Origin of the sequence: Streptomyces sp. NPDC014889 (genome assembly GCF_043081205.1) — a bacterium.
GTDB lineage: Bacteria > Actinomycetota > Actinomycetes > Streptomycetales > Streptomycetaceae > Streptomyces.
Window position 1 is genome coordinate 116,389 of the sequence record NZ_JBIBWH010000016.1, and the last position, 15,440, is coordinate 131,828.

Here is a 15,440-nt window from a genome sequence, read left to right on the forward strand (position 1 = left end):
GATCGAACAGCCACACGACCGGACGACCGAACGACCGGACGACCGGCTAGTGCAGCAGAAGCTGCAGTCCGCCCACCACGGTGGCGGCGATCACCAACTGTTCGAACAGCCGTTGGTTGATGTGGTGCACCGCCCACTTGCCGAGCAGCGCCCCGGGCACGACGAAGAGGACGAGCACGGCGTCCAAGAGGAGCGAGCGGCCGTCGATCAGGCCGAGACCGGCGCTGAAGGGCACCTTGGAGACGTTGACGATGAGGAAGAAGAACGCCGACGTGCCCAGGAAGCCGAGCTTGCGGAAGCCCGCGGACAGCAGATACAGCGACATCACCGGGCCGCCCGCGTTGGCGACCATGGTGGTGAAGCCGCCGAGGACGCCGTAGGAGCGGGCCCTGAGGCGGCCCGGACGGGTGGTGACCGGGTCCGGCTCCTCCTCCCGGCCGGCGCCGCGCCGCCGCCACACCGTCACCCCCGCCATGAACAGCAGGATCGCCCCGATCGACGTCCGTACGATCCCGTCGTCCGCCCACATCAGGAACAGGGTGCCCACGACCACACCCGCCGCGACCGCGGGGAACAGCCGCCACAGCGTGGGCCAGTGGGCGTGCCGCCGGTAGGTGAGGACGGCGAGGACGTCGCCGGCGATCAGGACCGGCAGCAGCACTCCGGTGGAGGCGCGGGCGGGCAGGACGGCCGCGAAGACGGCGAGGCTGACCGTGTTGGCCCCGCTGACGGCGGTCTTCGAGAAGCCGACGAGCAGGGCCGCGAAGGCGAGCGCGGCGAATCCCCACCCGGATATGTTCCAGAGCGTCATCGTGTTCATGTGGTGATCGATGCTATGTCCTGACAACTGCGGGTCGTAAGGACCGTCTCACCTGGAGGAGCCATGGCCGGCGTTCGCGAGCACGTCCTGACCGGCACCCGGGGCACCCTCGCCGTCCGCGAGTGGCCGCACCCGCGGCCGCGCTACATCGCGCTCGTGGTGCACGGGTACGGCGAGCACTCCGGCCGCTACGAGGAGCCGGCCCGCGCGCTGGGGGCGCACGGTGCGGTCGTGTACGCACCCGACCACATGGGCCACGGCAAGTCGGCGGGCGAGCGGGTGGTGGTCGAGGACTTCGAGGAGGTGGTCACCGACGTGCGTGCCGTGGCGGACCTCGCCCGTGCCACGCACCCGGGGTTGCCGCTGGTGCTGATCGGCCACTCCATGGGCGGCCTGATCTCCGCCCGCTACGCCCAGCGCCACGGCGGGGAACTCACCGCGCTCGTGCTGTCCGGGCCGGTCGTCGGCGCCTGGGAACTGCCGGGCCGGCTGCTGGCCCTGGACGAGATCCCCGACACGCCGGTCAGCCCGGCCGCGCTGTCCCGGGACCCGGCGGTCGGTGCGGCGTACGCGGCGGACCCGCTCGTCTGGCACGGCCCGATGAAGCGGCCGACGGTCGAGGCGTTCGCGCGGACCCTGGAGGCCGTCGCCCGCGGCGGCGACGTCGGGGAGCTGCCCGTGCTGTGGCTGCACGGCGACGACGACCGGCTGGTGCCTCTGGGCGGTAGCCGGGTCGGGGTCGAGCGGCTGGGCGGCACGCTGACCGAGCGGATCTATCCGTGCGCCCGGCACGAGGTGTTCCTGGAGACGAACCGGGCCGCGGTGTTCGCCGACATGACGGATTTCCTGGACCGCGCACTCGCGCGCTGAGCGCCGCCTTGGAGCGCGGAAAGGGCGTCCGACCTGGGGCAAGCGGTTGTTTGCCCGCTCGCGGCGAGGGCACCCGCGCCTGCATGGAGCGGTTGCGCAGGGGCGGGACCGGCGAGGACGAACGCGTCGCACCGCTCCGTACCGCCAGAGACGACTCCCGAAGGAGAACCACCGTATGACTGTCGTGAAGAGCACGATCCCCGAATCGGCCCGTCAGGTCACCGGGGACGCGCTGCAGAGCACTCTCGTGGACCTTCTCGGGCTCTCCCTGATCGGGAAGCAGGCGCACTGGAACATCGTCGGACCGCGGTTCCGGTCCATCCACCTCCAGCTCGACGAGGTGGTGGCGGCGGCCCGCGAGTTCGCCGACACGGTCGCCGAGCGCGCCGCGGCGCTCGGGCTGCCGCCGGACGGACGCCCGGAGACGATCGCCTCGGCCTTCACGCTGCCCGGCCCGAAGGACGGCTGGGTGCGCGACGCGGAGGTCGTCGAGGTCATGGTCGAGTCCCTGGAGGCGGCCATCAAGCGGCTGCGCGAGCGCATCGACGCGACGGAGAAGCCCGACCCGGTCACCCAGGACCTGCTGATCACGATCACGGCCGAACTGGAGAAGCAGCGCTGGATGTTCGCCGCCGAGAACGTGAGCGAGCGCGGCTGAACCCGTACGACGGCGAGCCGGCCGGGCAGGCGCGCACCGCCGTCACCCGAGCGGCCCCGTCCCGCGGCGGCGGGCATGCGGGACGAGGGCCCCGCGCCTAACGTCGACAACGCACACCAGTGGCGGTGTCCTGGACGGCTCGCACGCCGTTCGAGGATGCCGGTTCGGCGTGGGAGGACGGTCAGCCATGCGACTCACCGAAGCACGCCGCCGAGGCCGGGCCCGGGACCGCCCTCTGCTCGTCACCAGATGGCGTGAGACGGCGGACCGGCATCTGACCCCGCTGCAACGGTCGTTGCTGATCACGTGGATCTCCTTCGGGGTCACCTTCGGCACCGTCCGCGTCATCACGCACGGCATCCGCGGCGGCTGGCTGCCGTGGGGCAACATCTCCGCCGGTGGCGAGCACCTGCACCACTACAACATCGGCATCGCCACCCTCGCGGGCGTGGGCCTGATCGCCGTACGCGGTGACGAGCGCGCGGTGGGACACCCCGGCGTCGCGGCCGCGTACGGCTGCGGCACCGCCCTCATCTGCGACGAGTTCGCACTCCTGCTGGACCTGCAGGACGTCTACTGGGCCAAGCAGGGCCGGATCAGCGTCGACGTCTCCCTCGGAGTCCTCTCCATGCTGGGGGCCTATCTGACGGCGAAGCCGTTCTGGCACGAGATCGGCCATGTCACCCGCCACCACATCGTCGCCGCGGCCACGCGCCACGGCGCCACCGCCTGATTCACCCACCCCCCTCCTTCCCGCACCCGCCTGATTCCCGCACGCCCACCACGGCCCGGCCACCGCCGTGCGCGCCGTGCGGGCGGTCGCGCCCACCGTGAGGAGCAAGGCATGAGCCCAGCCGAGCGCCAGGAGCAGGGCGCCGAGGCCGCCGTGCAGGAGCCCGCCCCGCAGCGGCCGTCCGCGATACGCATGCGCATATCGAGGGCCGATCCCTGGTCGGTGATGACGACGAGCTGTCTGGTGCTGCTGGGACTCGGGGCCTGCGTGCTCGTCACCATGGTGCTCGTCTGGGCCATGCTGACCGCGCTGGACCCGGAGGCCTGGCCCTCGTTCGGCTGGACGCTCGCCATCGCGGCCGGCGTCGTCACCCTGGAGGTGGTCCTGGGCACGGCCCTGGCTACCCTGGGCGCGTTCCTCTACAACATGTCCTCGCAGTACGCCGGGGGTGTCCATCTGACCCTGGCCGACGACGCGGCGGCGGCCTCGGATCCGCGCCCCGAGCTGCTGCCGGACGTGGGCCGGGTGTTCCGCCGGCTCCAGGCCCGGCTGGGATTCCCGCCGCCCGGCTGGGGCGCGCGCTACGTCGAGTTCGTCGACCACTGCGCGGACACGTGGCGGCGACTGAAGGGCCGGGCCACCGGGCTCGGCCGGGGCGGCGGGCACGGTCAGGACGAGCGTGAGCGGCGGGACCGGGACGACCCGGACACCCGGGTCGAGGAGACCACCTCCGGCTGAGGGCCGGCGCTTCGCCCGGCCCCGGGCACCCGGCGGCCAGGCCCTTCAGCGGCCGAGGACGACGGGCGGCAGGTGCAGCAGGCGCGCGACGGTGCGCAGGACGCCGTTGTCGTTGTTGGTCGGGGCCAGGTGGCGGGCCCGGCCGATGACCTCGGGGTGGGCGTTGGCCATGGCGAACGACCACTCGGCGGCGTCCAGCATCTCCAGGTCGTTGAGGTAGTCGCCGAACACCAGGGTCTGCGCGGGCGTGATGCCCAGGTCCCGCTGGAGCCGGCGCAGCGCGGCGCCCTTGTCCGCGGTGCGGTTCATGACGTCGACCCAGTGCTCGCCCGAGACGACGACCTGGTGGGTGCCGGCGAACGGCGCCAGCGCCGGGGCGGTGGTCCGCTCGGCCGGCCCGAAGTCGAACAGGGCCACCTTGATGATGTCGTCGTCGACGGCCGCCGCGTCCGGCACGATCCGGTGCCGTACGTAGTACTTGCGGACCTCCGCCAGGAACGCCTCGTCGGCCCGCTCCACATAGGCCGACCGCTTGCCGCAGACCACGGCCCCCACGTCCACGCCCTGGGCGACGAGTTCCCGTACGGCCCCGACGAGACGGGCCGCGACGGCCGGGTCCAGCGGGTCGGAGCTCAGCTCCACGCCGTCCCGGACCACGTAGGTGCCGTTCTCCGCGATGAACACCATGCCCTCGTCGTGGCCGGCGAACTGCTCGGCCAGCGTGGCGTACTGGCGGCCGCTCGCGGGGCTGAACAGCACACCGCGGCGGCGCAGCTCGGCCAGGGTCGGCCAGAGTCCGGCCGGCAGCCGCTTGGCGTCGTCCAGGAGCGTGCCGTCCATGTCGGTGACGATCAGCCGTATGCCGGCGGGGCCGGTGAGGGTCCCGGGGGCGGGTTCGGAGGCGGTGAGCAGGGGCGAGGGTGTACTGGACATGTCCGTTTTCCGTGGCGGGCGCGGCCGGCGCGTCCGGGTCGTGGGGCGCCGGCTCCGTTGCCGTGCGCGGGGCGTGCGGTGGCCGGCGCCGCAGCGGATCCGTGCCGTCGTCGGTCGGGTCGGTCGGGCCGTGGCGCCCCGGCCCCGCCAGCCTACCGGGGCCCGCGTGACCGGCCCGATTCGGCCGATTCCCGGACACGGTGATCAACGGGCGGCACAATGGCGGCGTCGGCCGCGGCAGGCCGCCGCCAGGGACCGAAGGGCCCGGGTCAGGTCGAGCCGGCCGGGTGTCGTGCCCGCGGTGGTGCCCGGACGGTGACTCCCCGCCGCGGTACCGCGGTGCGGCGCGGTCGCCGTGGCACCCTGACGCGGGCGGCACCGTCCGCCGGTTCGCCCGAGCCCGTCGAGGAGGACTATGACCACCCTTGCCGACCCCGTCCCCGGCGGGCGTCCCGGTGACGTCGAGCGGGCCACCGCGCTCGGCGGCGAACTCGCCGCGCGAGGCGTGCACGGCGTCGTCCTGGCCTACGTCGACACCGCGGGGATCGGGCGGGTCAAGACGGTCCCCACGGCGAAGCTGCCCTCGGCCGCGGCCTGGGGGGTGGGCATGTCCCCGGTGTTCGACACCTTCCTGGCGCACGACTCGATCGTCACCACCGACGTCCTCGGCTCACCCGACGGCGATCTGCGCCTCTACCCCGACCTCGACCATCTGGTGACCCTGTCCGGGCAGCCCGGCTGGGCCTGGGCGCCGGTCGACCGGATCACGCAGGAGGGCGAGCCCCATCCCGGGTGCGGCCGTACGTTCCTGCGCCGGATCACCGCCGACGCCGAGCGGCGCCACGGCCTCACCTTCAAGGCGGCCGTCGAGATCGAGTGGGCCTTCGGCCGGGCGGACGTGCCCGGTGGCGCGTTCGAGCCCGCGGTGTCGGGTCCGGCGTACGGGGCCGTACGGCAGGTGGAGCTGAGCGACTGCGCCGCCGACCTGCTGGCGGCCCTCGCGGCGCAGGGCGTGGACGTGGACCAGTTCCACCCCGAGTACGCGGCCGGGCAGTTCGAGGTGTCCGTCGGCGCGCTGGACCCGGTGGCGGCGGCCGACCGGAGCGTGCTGGTGCGGCAGACCGTGCGGGCCGTGGCCCGGCGGCACGGGCTGAAGGTGTCCTTCGCGCCGGCCGTGCTCGCGCGGGGCGTGGGCAACGGCGGCCACGTCCACCTCTCGGCCTGGCGCGACGGGACCAACCTGCACTCCGGGGGTGACGGCCGCTACGGCATGACGGCCGAGGCCGAGTCCTTCACGGCCGGTCTCCTCGCCCGCCTGCCCGCCCTGACGGCGGTGACCGCGCCGAGCCCGGCCAGCTATCTCCGGCTCAAACCCTCCCAGTGGGCCGGGGTGTTCACCGCCTGGGGCCGGGAGACCCGGGAGGCCGCGCTGCGCGTGGTCACGGGGACCCGGGGGCAGCGCGAGCAGGCGGCCAACCTGGAGGTCAAACCGGTCGATCTGGCGGCCAACCCGTACCTGGCGCTGGGCTGCCTGATCGCCGCGGGGCTCGACGGGACGGCCTCGTCCGCTGCCCTGCCCGAGGAGATCACCGGGGATCCGGCCCGGTTCGGCGAGGCGGAGGCGGCGGCCCTGGGTGTACGGCGGCTGCCGGTCTCGCTGGCGGAGGCGGTCGCCGCGTTCCGCGCGGACGACGTGGTGCGCACCGCCCTCGGACCGGTCCTCGCCGACGCGGTCACCGCCGTGCGGCAGGGCGAGATCGCGGCCGTCGAGGGGCTCGACGACGAGCAGGTCGCGGCGGCGTACCGCTGGGTCTACTGATGGGCGCGTCGGCAGGGGCCGCAGCGGTCCACGAGGTGCTGGCGGCGCTGCCGCTCGTGGACCACCACTGCCACGGGGTCGTCACGGCCGACCTGGACCGTACCGGCTTCGAGTCCCTGCTCACCGAGGGCGAGGTGTGGCCCGGCAGCGGGGTCTCGCCGTTCGACAGCCCGGTCGGCGTGGCCGTGCGCCGCCACTGCGCGCCGGTCCTCGACCTGCCGCGCCACGCGTCCGCGGAGGCGTATCTGGCCCGCCGGGCCGAGCTGGGCGCGGCGGAGGTCAACCGGCGCTTCCTCGGCGCCTGCGGCACGAACGTCTTCTGCGTCGACACCGGCTTCGCTCCCGAGCCCGGCACCACCCCGCGTGAGCTGGCCGGCGCGGCGGGCGGTGACGCGGTCGCCTACGAGGTCGTACGGCTGGAGCGCGTCGCGGAGGCCGTGGCGGCCGGGGGCGTCGAGCCCGGAGAGTACGGTGCCGTCTTCCAGGCGGCCGCGCGGGACGCCGTGCGGCGGCCGGGCGTGGTCGGGGTGAAGTCGGTGGCCGCCTACCGCACCGGCTTCGACCTGGACCCGGCGCGCCCCTCCCGGGAGGAGGTCGCCCGGGCGGCGGCGGGCTGGCTCGACCGCGGCGGCGGCCGTCTCGACGATCCGGTGCTCGTACGGCATCTGCTGTGGACGGCCGTGGACCTCGGTCTGCCCCTGCAACTGCACACCGGGTTCGGGGACGGCGACATCCGCCTGCACCGTACGGACCCCGCCCTTCTGACCGACTGGCTGCACCTGACCGCCGGTACGATCCCGGTCCTGCTGCTGCACTGCTGGCCCTACCAGCGCCAGGCCGCCTATCTGGCCGCCGTGTTCGAGCACGTGCACCTCGACGTCGGTCTGACGCTGCACCACGTGGGGCCCGCCCGGGCCCGGGCGGTGCTTGCCGAGGCCCTGGAGATCACGCCGTTCCGCAAGCTGCTCCACAGCTCCGACGCCTACGGTCTGGCCGAGTTCCACCACCTGGGCGCGGTGGCCTTCCGGCAGGGCCTGGCCGGGCTGCTGCGGGAACGGGTGGAGGCCGACGAGCTGAGCGCGGCGGACGCCCTGCGGATCGCCCGCTGGACGGGCCGGGACAACGCCCTGCGGGTCTACGGACCGACCGGCCTCGCCGACCTCGACGACCCCGGCTGACCCCCGGTCTCCTTGCCACCGACCTCCCCCATCGAGCACCACTGAAAGTATGATCAAGCGATGTCTGACATGACCGAAACCACGCCCGGTTGGCTGACCACGGACGAGTTGGAGTCGGCGCGCGCCCGCATGCCGATCCTGTACGTCGAGGCGGTACCGGTGCGCGTCGACGACAGCGGCGAAGTGACCAGCATCGGCCTGCTGCTGCGCATCGGACCGGACGGAACGGTCAGCCGGACCCTGGTCTCCGGCCGGGTGCTGCACCACGAGCGCGTCCGGGACGCCCTGCTTCGGCATCTGGAGAAGGACCTCGGCCCGGTGGCACTGCCCCGCGTGCCGGCGTCCCTCCAGCCGTTCACCGTGGCCGAGTACTTCCCGACGGCCGGTATCACGCCGTACCACGATCCGCGTCAGCACGCTGTGTCGCTGGCCTACATCGTGCCGGTCGCCGGTGACTGCCGCCCCCGGCAGGACGCGCTGGACCTGGTCTGGTTCAGCCCGCAGGAGGCGGCCTCCGCCGCGCTCCAGGGCGAGATGCCGGGCGGGCACGGGGTGCTGCTCAAGCAGGCCCTGGCCCACGTGGGCCTCACGTACTGACGGACACCGCGCGGTGCGCCACCGGCATCACCGGCGGCGCCCTCCCGGCGAAGGTGAGGACGGCCGTCGCGTGGCCCAGGTCCATGCCGGAGGCGGGGCGGGCGCCGAGGACGGGGGCCGCGGCGCCACCCAGGGCGCCCACGTTGTAGGTGAAGCCCAGCGCGGCGGGCCCTGGTGTGGGTCGGGAAGCGCCCGCTGATGCGATCAGCGATCCCGGTCGTGCCCGACGCGCTGCTCGGCGAAGGCGATCGCGTCCTGATGGCCGAAGAGGCCCGGCAGGCCTCCCGTGTGGAGGAAGACGGTCTTCTCGCCGGGCTCGATGTCCCCGTCCTGGACTGCGGAAACGAGTCCCGCCATGGCCCGGCCGGTGTAGACCGGGTCGAGGACGAGCCCTTCGGTGCGCGCCGCCAGCAACAGCGCGGCAGCCACCTGGTGGTGAACACCCCGTAGCCCTCGCCGACTTGGTCGTGACGGATTCTGAGGTCTTCGGCGGCCGGGGCGGTCACCGAGAGGGGGGCGGCGAATTCGCACACGGCGGCCGCGACTTCGGCGCGGGCACCGGTGTCGACGCCGAGAACACGTTCCGCGCCGAGCCCTGCGACCAGGCCGGCCATCGTGCCGCCGGCTCCCAGAGCCACCACGGCATGGCGCAGATCGGCGACCTGCGCCATGAGTTCTTCCGCGCAGCGCAGGTAGCCGTGCGCGGCGAGCGGGCTCGAGCCCCCTAAGGGAATGAGAGCGGGCCGCTCGCCCTGACGCCGCAGCCGCTCGGTCACCGCTGCGGCTTCCCGCGCCAGACAGTCGGCGGCGGCGTCGCCGGCCCAGACGCCCAGCAGGCCGTCCAGGGCCAGGTTGCCCGAGTGCGAAGCTCCGGGGGAACCGGGGAAGACCAGCACGGCCTTCATGCCGACGCGTGCGGCTGCCGCGGCGGTGAGGCGGGCGTGATTGCTCTGCGGGGCGCCGGTGGTCACCAGTGTGGTGGCCCCCTCGGCGAGGGCGGCGGCTCCCACGGTCCATTCCAGCTTGCGGATCTTGTTCCCGCCGCCGCCGAGCCCGGTCAGGTCATCACGCTTGACCCACAGATCGTCCGGCTGAAGACCGACGGCGGCGGCTGCAAGGCTCATGTGCCTGCTTCTGACGTGCCGAACGAGGGCGTTCCACCGACAGGCTGCCTTCCGCCTGCGGGCCGCCGCGGGAGGCTCGGCGCGATCGGGCAGGCGGCCGGGGCGGATTCGCCGTGCTGTTGGGGGACGAGGACTAGGATCTGCGCATGCCGGAGATCGAGCTCACCTCGGGAACCATCTCCTACGACGACACCGGTGGCGACGGCCCGGTCGTGGTCCTGCTGCACGGCCTCGTCCACGACGCGACCGTCTGGCGCGACGTCACCGCCCGGCTCCGCGCCGGTCACCGGGTGATCGCACCCACGCTGCCCTACGGCTCCCACCGCACCCCCATGCACCGGCCGCCCACCCCCGACCTCGTCATCGAGCTGATCGTGGAGTTCCTCGACCGGCTCGACCTGCGGGACGTCACCCTGGTGGAGAGCGACTGCGGCCGGGCCCAGACGGTCGCGGCCCGGCACCCCGAGCGGCTGGCCCGGCTGGTGCTGATCTCCTGCGAGGCCTTCGACAACTATCCGCCCGGCCTGCCCGGCAAGATGATCGGGGCGGCCTGCCGGGTGCCCGGCGCCCTGCCGCTCTTGGTCCGCGTCCTGGGTTTCAAACCACTGCGCCGGCTGCCCGTCGGCATCGGCGCCCTCACCAAGCGTCCCGTGCCGGACGAGATCGTCGACCGCTGGCTGCGCCCCCTGCGCACCGACCCGGCGATCCGGCGCGACTTCCGCCACTACAACACGAACATCCGCAAGAGCGAACTGCTCGAAGCGGCCGAAGGGCTGCGGAAGTTCGACAGGCCCGCGCTCGTCGTCTGGGCCGCCGAGGACCTGATGATGCCCCGCGCCCACGGCCGGCGCCTGGCCGAACTCCTCCCCCAGGGACGGCTGGTGGAGATCGAGGACACGAGGACCCTGATCGCCGAGGACCAGCCGGAACGGCTGGCCGCCGTCCTGAGGGAGTTCATCACCGGGACGTGACCGCCAGAAATGATCAAGGGCCCCACCCTGGACGGAGACACTTGACCCGCTGACCCCGGCCCCCGGGAATGATCAAGGGCCGGTTTCGGATGCCTCCGAAACCGGCCCTGACCTGCGACTCTCACAAGTCGGGACGACAGGATTTGAACCTGCGACCCCTTGACCCCCAGTCAAGTGCGCTACCAAGCTGCGCCACGTCCCGTTGCCCGTCTGACCTGGGGTTTCCCCTGGCTGAACGCGCAGGAAAACAATACCGCACTCGGGTCGGTGGTCGCGCACGGGTTTTGTCCGGAAGGTGCGGGGCAGTGCGGGGCGGCGGGACTTGACCTCAAGTTTGGTTGAGGTCACACCATCGTGGCATGACGATCACCGAGGAGACCGAACGCGCCCACGGCTACGCCGACCTGCCCGGGCTGATGGGGCTCATGACGGGCGACGAGAAGCACGGACCGGCGGCCACGTCCACGCTGGACGTGCTCTGGGTGCTCTACGACCGGGTGCTCAGGGTCCGCCCGGAGCAGCGGGACGACCCTGAGCGGGACCGGTTCCTGCTGTCGAAGGGACACGGACCGATGGCGTACTACGCGGTGCTCGCCGCGAAGGGCTTCGTGCCGGTCGGCTGGCTGCCGGACTTCGGCACCTACGACTCCCCGCTCGGCCACCATCCGGACCGCACGCTGGTACCGGGCGTCGAGATCGGCAGCGGGTCGCTCGGGCACGGACTGCCCATCGCCGTCGGCACGGCCCTGGGGCTGCGTGCCCAGGGGCTGCACCGGCCACGCGTGTGGGTGCTGACCGGGGACGCCGAACTGGACGAGGGCAGCAACCACGAGGCCATCGCCTTCGCCGGGCCCGCCGGACTCGAACAGCTGCACGCCGTGGTCGTCGACAACGCCTCCGCCAGCCATGCCCGTCCCGGCGGGATCGCGGCCCGTTTCGAGGCGGCGGGCTGGTCGACGGCGACCGTCGACGGCCGCGACCACGAGGCGCTGTACGCGGCGTTCACCGCGCCGCATCCGGGCCGCCCGCACGTGGTGGTGGCCCGGGTGGAGCCGAAGAACCCGTGATCCGGAACCCCGGATCCGCGTCCCCTGACCCCCGACCTACTCCGACTTCCGACACAGAAGGGCTCGACCTTCATGGACACCATGCGTGACCGTCTCGCACCGGCCGTCTCGCGCCTGCTCGACGAGGATCCGCGGGTCGCGGTCGTCATCGCCGAGATCGGCAAGGACGGCTTCACCGAAGCGCTGCGCCGGCATCCCGACCGCGTGATCAACGTCGGCATCCGCGAGCAGCTCCTCGTCGGAGCCGGCGCCGGGCTGGCGCTGAGCGGTATGCGACCCGTCCTGCACACCTTCGCGAGCTTCCTCGTCGAGCGCCCCTTCGAACAGGTCAAACTGGATCTCGGGCACCAGGGCGTGGGCGCGGTGCTGGTCAGCGCCGCCGCCTCCTTCGACTGGCCCGCAGGCGGCTACACCCACATGGCACCCGGCGACGTGGCGCTGCTCGACACCCTGGACGGCTGGACCGTCCATGTGCCCGGGCACCCGGACGAGGCCGAGACGCTGCTGCGGCACGCGGTCGCCGCGGGCGACGACAGGGTCTACGTACGGCTGTCCGTGCAGTCGAACGCGCACCGCCACCCGGTCGACGGCGAGCACTTCGTGACCGTCCGCGAGGGGCGCTCGGGCGTGGTGGTCGCCGTCGGGCCCCTGCTCGACGCCGTGCTCACCGCGACGGAGGGCCTGGACGCCAACGTGCTGTACGCGACGACCGTACGGCCCTTCGACTCGGCCGCGCTGCGCCGGGCCACCGAGGCGGCCGGTACGGACGTCGTCCTGGTCGAGCCCTACCTGGCGGGCACGTCGACCTCCGCGGCGAACGACGCGCTCCGCGACGTCCCGCACCGCGTCCTGGGGCTCGGTGTGGGCCGCGCCGAGCTGCGGCGCTACGGGACCGCGGAGGAGCACACCGCCGCGCACGGGCTCGACCCCGGGTCGCTGCGGGAACGGATCTCGGCGTTCCTCGGGACACGGACCGGGGCGGGCGTCGCGGGCACGTCGGGCACCTCGGGCACGTGGGGCGCCTGAAGACCGGTGCCTGCAGGCCCGCGCTGAGGTCAGTGGGGCTCTGGGGGTGTCCGCCCGGGTGCCGCCTCCACGGCCCCGTCGTGTGCCTGCGGCCCGCGGCTGCCGCGCGCGTCGGCCCGTATGAGGCCGCGTATCGCGGGCACCGCCAGCAGGGCCGTCGGGACGACGAGGCTCATCGCGGCGGACACCAGCAGCACATGGTCCGCGCCCAGGGCGGTGGCGGCCGGGCCGGCCAGGGCCTGGCCGACGGGCATCATGGCGAGGGAGCCCGCCACGTCGTAGGCGTGGATGCGGTTGAGGACGTCGGACGGGACCTGGGTCTGCACGCTGGTCGCCCACATCACGCCCCAGAACGACATGCCCGCCCCGGCGACGGCGGCGCCCGCCGCCATGGCCGGTACGCCGAAGCCGGCCCCGACCGTCGCCGGGAAGCCGACGAAGGCGAACAGGGCGAACGCGCCGGCGCGCAGCATGCGGCGGGGACGCAGCCGCAGGGCCAGGAAGCCGCCGACGACGGTGCCGGCGCCGAGGGCGGAGTTGATCAGGCCGTAGGCGCGCGGGCCGTGCTGCTGGACCACTTCGGTGGCCACCAGCGGGACGGTCGGGCCCCACACGGCGATCATGTACAGGCACCACACGGCGATGACGCCCCAGAGCCATGTCCTGGCTCTGAACTCCCGCCATCCTTCGACCAGATCGGCTCTGAAGGCACTGGTGGCGGTGCGGTCCGGGGCACCGGTCCGGGTGAGCCGGGGCAGCCGGAGCAGGAGCAGGCACAGGGCGCTGACCCCGTAGGTGGCGGCGTGCGCCGCGAACACCCCGCCGGGTGAGGCGAAGCCGACGAGCAGGCCCGCGGCGGCGGGACCCGCGAGCTGGGCCGCCGACTCGGCGATCCGTATGGCGCCGTTGGCCGCCTGGACGTCGGAGGCGAGCCGAGGCACGGTGCTGGCCACGCCGGGCTGGAACACGGCGCCCGCCACGCCGTTGACGAGGCCGATCGCGCAGATCTCCCAGAGCACCACGTGCCCGGAGTAGAAGAGCACGGCGGCCAGGGACTGGGTGCCGACCCGCACCAGGTCGGCGCCGATCATCAGCTTGCGGGTGCTGAACCGGTCGGCGATGACCCCGCCGAAGACCACGAGCCCGGCGAAGGCGGCGGCCGTCGAGGCCATGGCGAGACCGACCGCGCCCGCGCCGTACCCGTGCATGAGCAGGCCCGCGGCGAGCGCGACCGGCAGCATGGTGTCGCCGAGCCTGGCGACGGCCCGCGCGACGAAGAACAGCGCGAAGTCCCGCGACCACACCGACCGCGCCCGGCCGCCGTCGCCCACTCCGGCTCCGGCCTCGCCCCGGACTCCCGCTCCGGCCCCGGCCCCGGCGGCGAGGCCGTCCCGCCCCGGCGCCTCCCCCGGCGACTGCGACGACGTCCCGGTCATCCCTGCGACACTCCCCTCCCCGACCGATCCCCCGCTCCCCCGCCGCCCGCGGCCCCTCCCGCGCCGGCCGGCCCCACTGCCTCCGGATCATGCCACGGCCCACTGACAACGCCCGAGCGGATTTCAGCGCGCGGTGGGCAGTCCCAGCTCCGGATGGGCCTCCAGCAGCCGAGGCGGAGCGGCCTGGCGCCAGGAGTCGGCGAGGATGTCCCGCAGCTCGGCCTCGTCCTCCAACGCCGCGAGCCGGACCCGTACCCAGGCGAACTGCGCCTCATGACCGGCGATCCAGAACTTCTCCGGCTCGGCCAGGACCAGTTCGTCGCGCTCCTCCTTCGGACAGCGGACGGCTATGGAGGTCTCCTCCTCCGGCAGGGTGGCGAACATCTTCCCCGCGACCCGGAACGTGGGCATGCTCCAGGCGGTCTTCTCCGCGGTGTCCGGCAGGGACAGGGCGATACGGCGTACATCATGGGCATCCGGCATGCCACGCACGCTAACCCGTCGCACTGACAGCCACCCCCGAACAGCCGGGCGCTATGCCTGCGCGGCCTCGTCCAGGGCCTGGAGCACCGGGCGGATCAGCGGGTGCCCCTCGGCTCCCCGGCGCACCGCCGCGAAGACCCGGCGGGTGGGCGCCACGCCGTCCACGGGGCGGACGACCACGCCCGTGAGGTCCATGCCACGCAGCGCCGAGCGCGGGACGAGGGCCACGCCCGCGTCGGCCGAGGCGAGGGCCACGACGGCGCGGAAGTCGTCGGAGGAGTGTTCCAGGCGGGGCTGGTAGCCGGCGCTCTCGCAGGCCAGGACGACCACGTCGTGGCAGGGGTTGCCGGGGTAGGGGCCGATCCAGGGGTCCTTGGCCAGCTCGGCGAGCTGGACCTCGGTGGCGTCGGCCAGCCGGTGGGCGACCGGGACGACCGCGTCGAACGGCTCGGCGTACAGCGGTACGTGGGTCAGCCGGGGGTCGTCGGCGGACGGGGCGCCCCGGTACTCGACGGCGACCGCCACGTCGACCTGCCGGTCCAGCACCATCGGCAGGCTGGCGTCGCCCTCCGCGTCCCGCACACGGATGCGGATGCCGGGCGCCGTCGCGGCCAGGCGGGCCACCGCCGGCGCCACCACCTGCGCGATGCCCGTGGCGAAGGCGGCGACCGTCACCGTGCCGGCCTCGCCGGAGCCGTAGGCGGCGAGCTCGGCCTCCGCCCGCTCCAGCTGGGCGAGGACCGCGTTGGTGTGGCTGAGCAGGATCTCACCGGCCGGGGTCAGCCGTACGCCCTTGGCGCCGCGCTCGACCAGCCGGTGGCCGGTCTCCTGCTCCAGGGCGGTGAGCTGCTGCGAGACGGCCGAGGGGGTGAGGTAGAGCGCGGCGGCAGCGGCGGTCACCGTGCGGTGGTCGGCCACCGCACGGAGGATGTGCAGCCGCCGCGCTTCGATCATGCGATCGATTATCGCAAGACCTGGGACCGGTCG

The 15,440-nt window shown here is 73.7% G+C and carries 16 protein-coding genes, 1 tRNA gene and 2 pseudogenes; 10 read left to right on the forward strand and 9 right to left on the reverse strand.

Going from position 1 to position 15,440, the window contains the following annotated elements; genetic code table 11:
• Nucleotides 1–46: 46 nt before the first annotated feature.
• Nucleotides 47–820, reverse strand: coding sequence for a sulfite exporter TauE/SafE family protein (locus ACF09J_RS29105; protein WP_392308419.1), 774 nt, complete (start codon nt 818–820; stop codon nt 47–49).
• Between the two features lie 63 nt (nt 821–883).
• On the opposite strand from ACF09J_RS29105, the gene ACF09J_RS29110 reads away from it, so the two are divergent.
• The 4 genes from ACF09J_RS29110 (at nt 884) to ACF09J_RS29125 (ending at nt 3,819) form a co-directional block, all read left to right on the forward strand.
• Nucleotides 884–1,690 (forward strand): alpha/beta fold hydrolase, encoded by an 807-nt coding sequence (locus tag ACF09J_RS29110; RefSeq protein ID WP_392308420.1) that lies wholly within the window; start codon nt 884–886, stop codon nt 1,688–1,690.
• Nucleotides 1,691–1,865: 175 nt separating this feature from the next.
• The gene (locus ACF09J_RS29115) at nt 1,866–2,348 is read left to right on the forward strand and encodes a Dps family protein (RefSeq protein WP_392308421.1); all 483 of its coding nucleotides are present in this window, start codon (nt 1,866–1,868) and stop codon (nt 2,346–2,348) included.
• A 187-nt stretch (nt 2,349–2,535) separates the two neighbouring features.
• Nucleotides 2,536–3,081, forward strand: a complete 546-nt coding sequence (locus ACF09J_RS29120) for a hypothetical protein (protein ID WP_392308422.1) — start codon at nt 2,536–2,538, stop codon at nt 3,079–3,081.
• 111 nt (nt 3,082–3,192) lie between these two features.
• A complete protein-coding gene (locus ACF09J_RS29125) occupies nt 3,193–3,819 on the forward strand; it encodes a DUF3566 domain-containing protein (protein WP_392308423.1) in 627 nt (208 codons plus the stop codon).
• A 45-nt stretch (nt 3,820–3,864) separates the two neighbouring features.
• Here the strand turns inward: ACF09J_RS29125 and ACF09J_RS29130 are convergent, their stop codons facing one another.
• Nucleotides 3,865–4,752 carry a Cof-type HAD-IIB family hydrolase gene (locus tag ACF09J_RS29130; RefSeq protein ID WP_392308424.1) on the reverse strand — a complete coding sequence of 296 codons (888 nt, stop codon included), beginning with the start codon at nt 4,750–4,752 and terminating at the stop codon, nt 3,865–3,867.
• Nucleotides 4,753–5,167: 415 nt separating this feature from the next.
• On the opposite strand from ACF09J_RS29130, the gene ACF09J_RS29135 reads away from it, so the two are divergent.
• From ACF09J_RS29135 to ACF09J_RS29145, 3 genes are all read left to right on the forward strand, one after another.
• Nucleotides 5,168–6,571 carry a glutamine synthetase gene (locus tag ACF09J_RS29135; protein WP_392308425.1) on the forward strand — a complete coding sequence of 468 codons (1,404 nt, stop codon included), beginning with the start codon at nt 5,168–5,170 and terminating at the stop codon, nt 6,569–6,571.
• On the forward strand, nt 6,571–7,749 hold the full coding sequence (locus ACF09J_RS29140; RefSeq protein WP_392308426.1) for an amidohydrolase family protein: 1,179 nt from the start codon (nt 6,571–6,573) through the stop codon (nt 7,747–7,749). Before ACF09J_RS29135 ends, ACF09J_RS29140 begins: the two co-directional genes overlap by 1 nt.
• 69 nt (nt 7,750–7,818) lie before the next feature.
• Nucleotides 7,819–8,346, forward strand: a complete 528-nt coding sequence (locus ACF09J_RS29145; RefSeq protein ID WP_392308467.1) for an NUDIX hydrolase family protein — start codon at nt 7,819–7,821, stop codon at nt 8,344–8,346.
• Nucleotides 8,347–8,389: 43 nt separating this feature from the next.
• On the opposite strand, the pseudogene ACF09J_RS29150 reads toward ACF09J_RS29145, so the two are convergent.
• The 3 genes and pseudogenes from ACF09J_RS29150 to ACF09J_RS29160 form a co-directional block, all read right to left on the reverse strand.
• Nucleotides 8,390–8,549: pseudogene (locus ACF09J_RS29150) on the reverse strand (MFS transporter); the annotation flags it as partial.
• Between the two features lies 1 nt (nt 8,550).
• Complete coding sequence (locus ACF09J_RS29155) at nt 8,551–8,775, reverse strand: hypothetical protein (protein ID WP_392308470.1); 225 nt, start codon at nt 8,773–8,775, stop codon at nt 8,551–8,553.
• A gap of 71 nt (nt 8,776–8,846) precedes the next feature.
• A pseudogene (locus ACF09J_RS29160) lies at nt 8,847–9,470 on the reverse strand (pyridoxal-phosphate dependent enzyme); the annotation flags it as partial.
• Nucleotides 9,471–9,616: 146 nt separating this feature from the next.
• On the opposite strand from ACF09J_RS29160, the gene ACF09J_RS29165 reads away from it, so the two are divergent.
• Nucleotides 9,617–10,441, forward strand: coding sequence for an alpha/beta fold hydrolase (locus ACF09J_RS29165; protein WP_392308427.1), 825 nt, complete (start codon nt 9,617–9,619; stop codon nt 10,439–10,441).
• Between the two features lie 128 nt (nt 10,442–10,569).
• Here ACF09J_RS29165 and ACF09J_RS29170 read toward each other — a convergent pair.
• Nucleotides 10,570–10,643, reverse strand: a tRNA-Pro gene (locus ACF09J_RS29170).
• 157 nt (nt 10,644–10,800) lie between these two features.
• Between ACF09J_RS29170 and ACF09J_RS29175 the strand changes: the two genes are divergently transcribed.
• Together ACF09J_RS29175 and ACF09J_RS29180 are read left to right on the forward strand one after the other, a co-directional pair.
• On the forward strand, nt 10,801–11,508 hold the full coding sequence (locus tag ACF09J_RS29175) for a transketolase (RefSeq protein ID WP_392308428.1): 708 nt from the start codon (nt 10,801–10,803) through the stop codon (nt 11,506–11,508).
• Nucleotides 11,509–11,580: 72 nt separating this feature from the next.
• Nucleotides 11,581–12,534: a transketolase family protein gene (locus tag ACF09J_RS29180; RefSeq protein WP_392308429.1), complete on the forward strand. Its 954-nt coding sequence runs from the start codon at nt 11,581–11,583 to the stop codon at nt 12,532–12,534.
• A gap of 29 nt (nt 12,535–12,563) precedes the next feature.
• Here the strand turns inward: ACF09J_RS29180 and ACF09J_RS29185 are convergent, their stop codons facing one another.
• The 3 genes from ACF09J_RS29185 to ACF09J_RS29195 form a co-directional block, all read right to left on the reverse strand.
• Nucleotides 12,564–13,970 carry an MFS transporter gene (locus tag ACF09J_RS29185; RefSeq protein ID WP_392308430.1) on the reverse strand — a complete coding sequence of 469 codons (1,407 nt, stop codon included), beginning with the start codon at nt 13,968–13,970 and terminating at the stop codon, nt 12,564–12,566.
• 123 nt (nt 13,971–14,093) lie between these two features.
• Complete coding sequence (locus ACF09J_RS29190; protein ID WP_392308431.1) at nt 14,094–14,453, reverse strand: MmcQ/YjbR family DNA-binding protein; 360 nt, start codon at nt 14,451–14,453, stop codon at nt 14,094–14,096.
• A gap of 51 nt (nt 14,454–14,504) precedes the next feature.
• Nucleotides 14,505–15,407: a LysR substrate-binding domain-containing protein gene (locus ACF09J_RS29195; RefSeq protein WP_392308432.1), complete on the reverse strand. Its 903-nt coding sequence runs from the start codon at nt 15,405–15,407 to the stop codon at nt 14,505–14,507.
• Between the last annotated feature and the right edge of the window lie 33 nt (nt 15,408–15,440).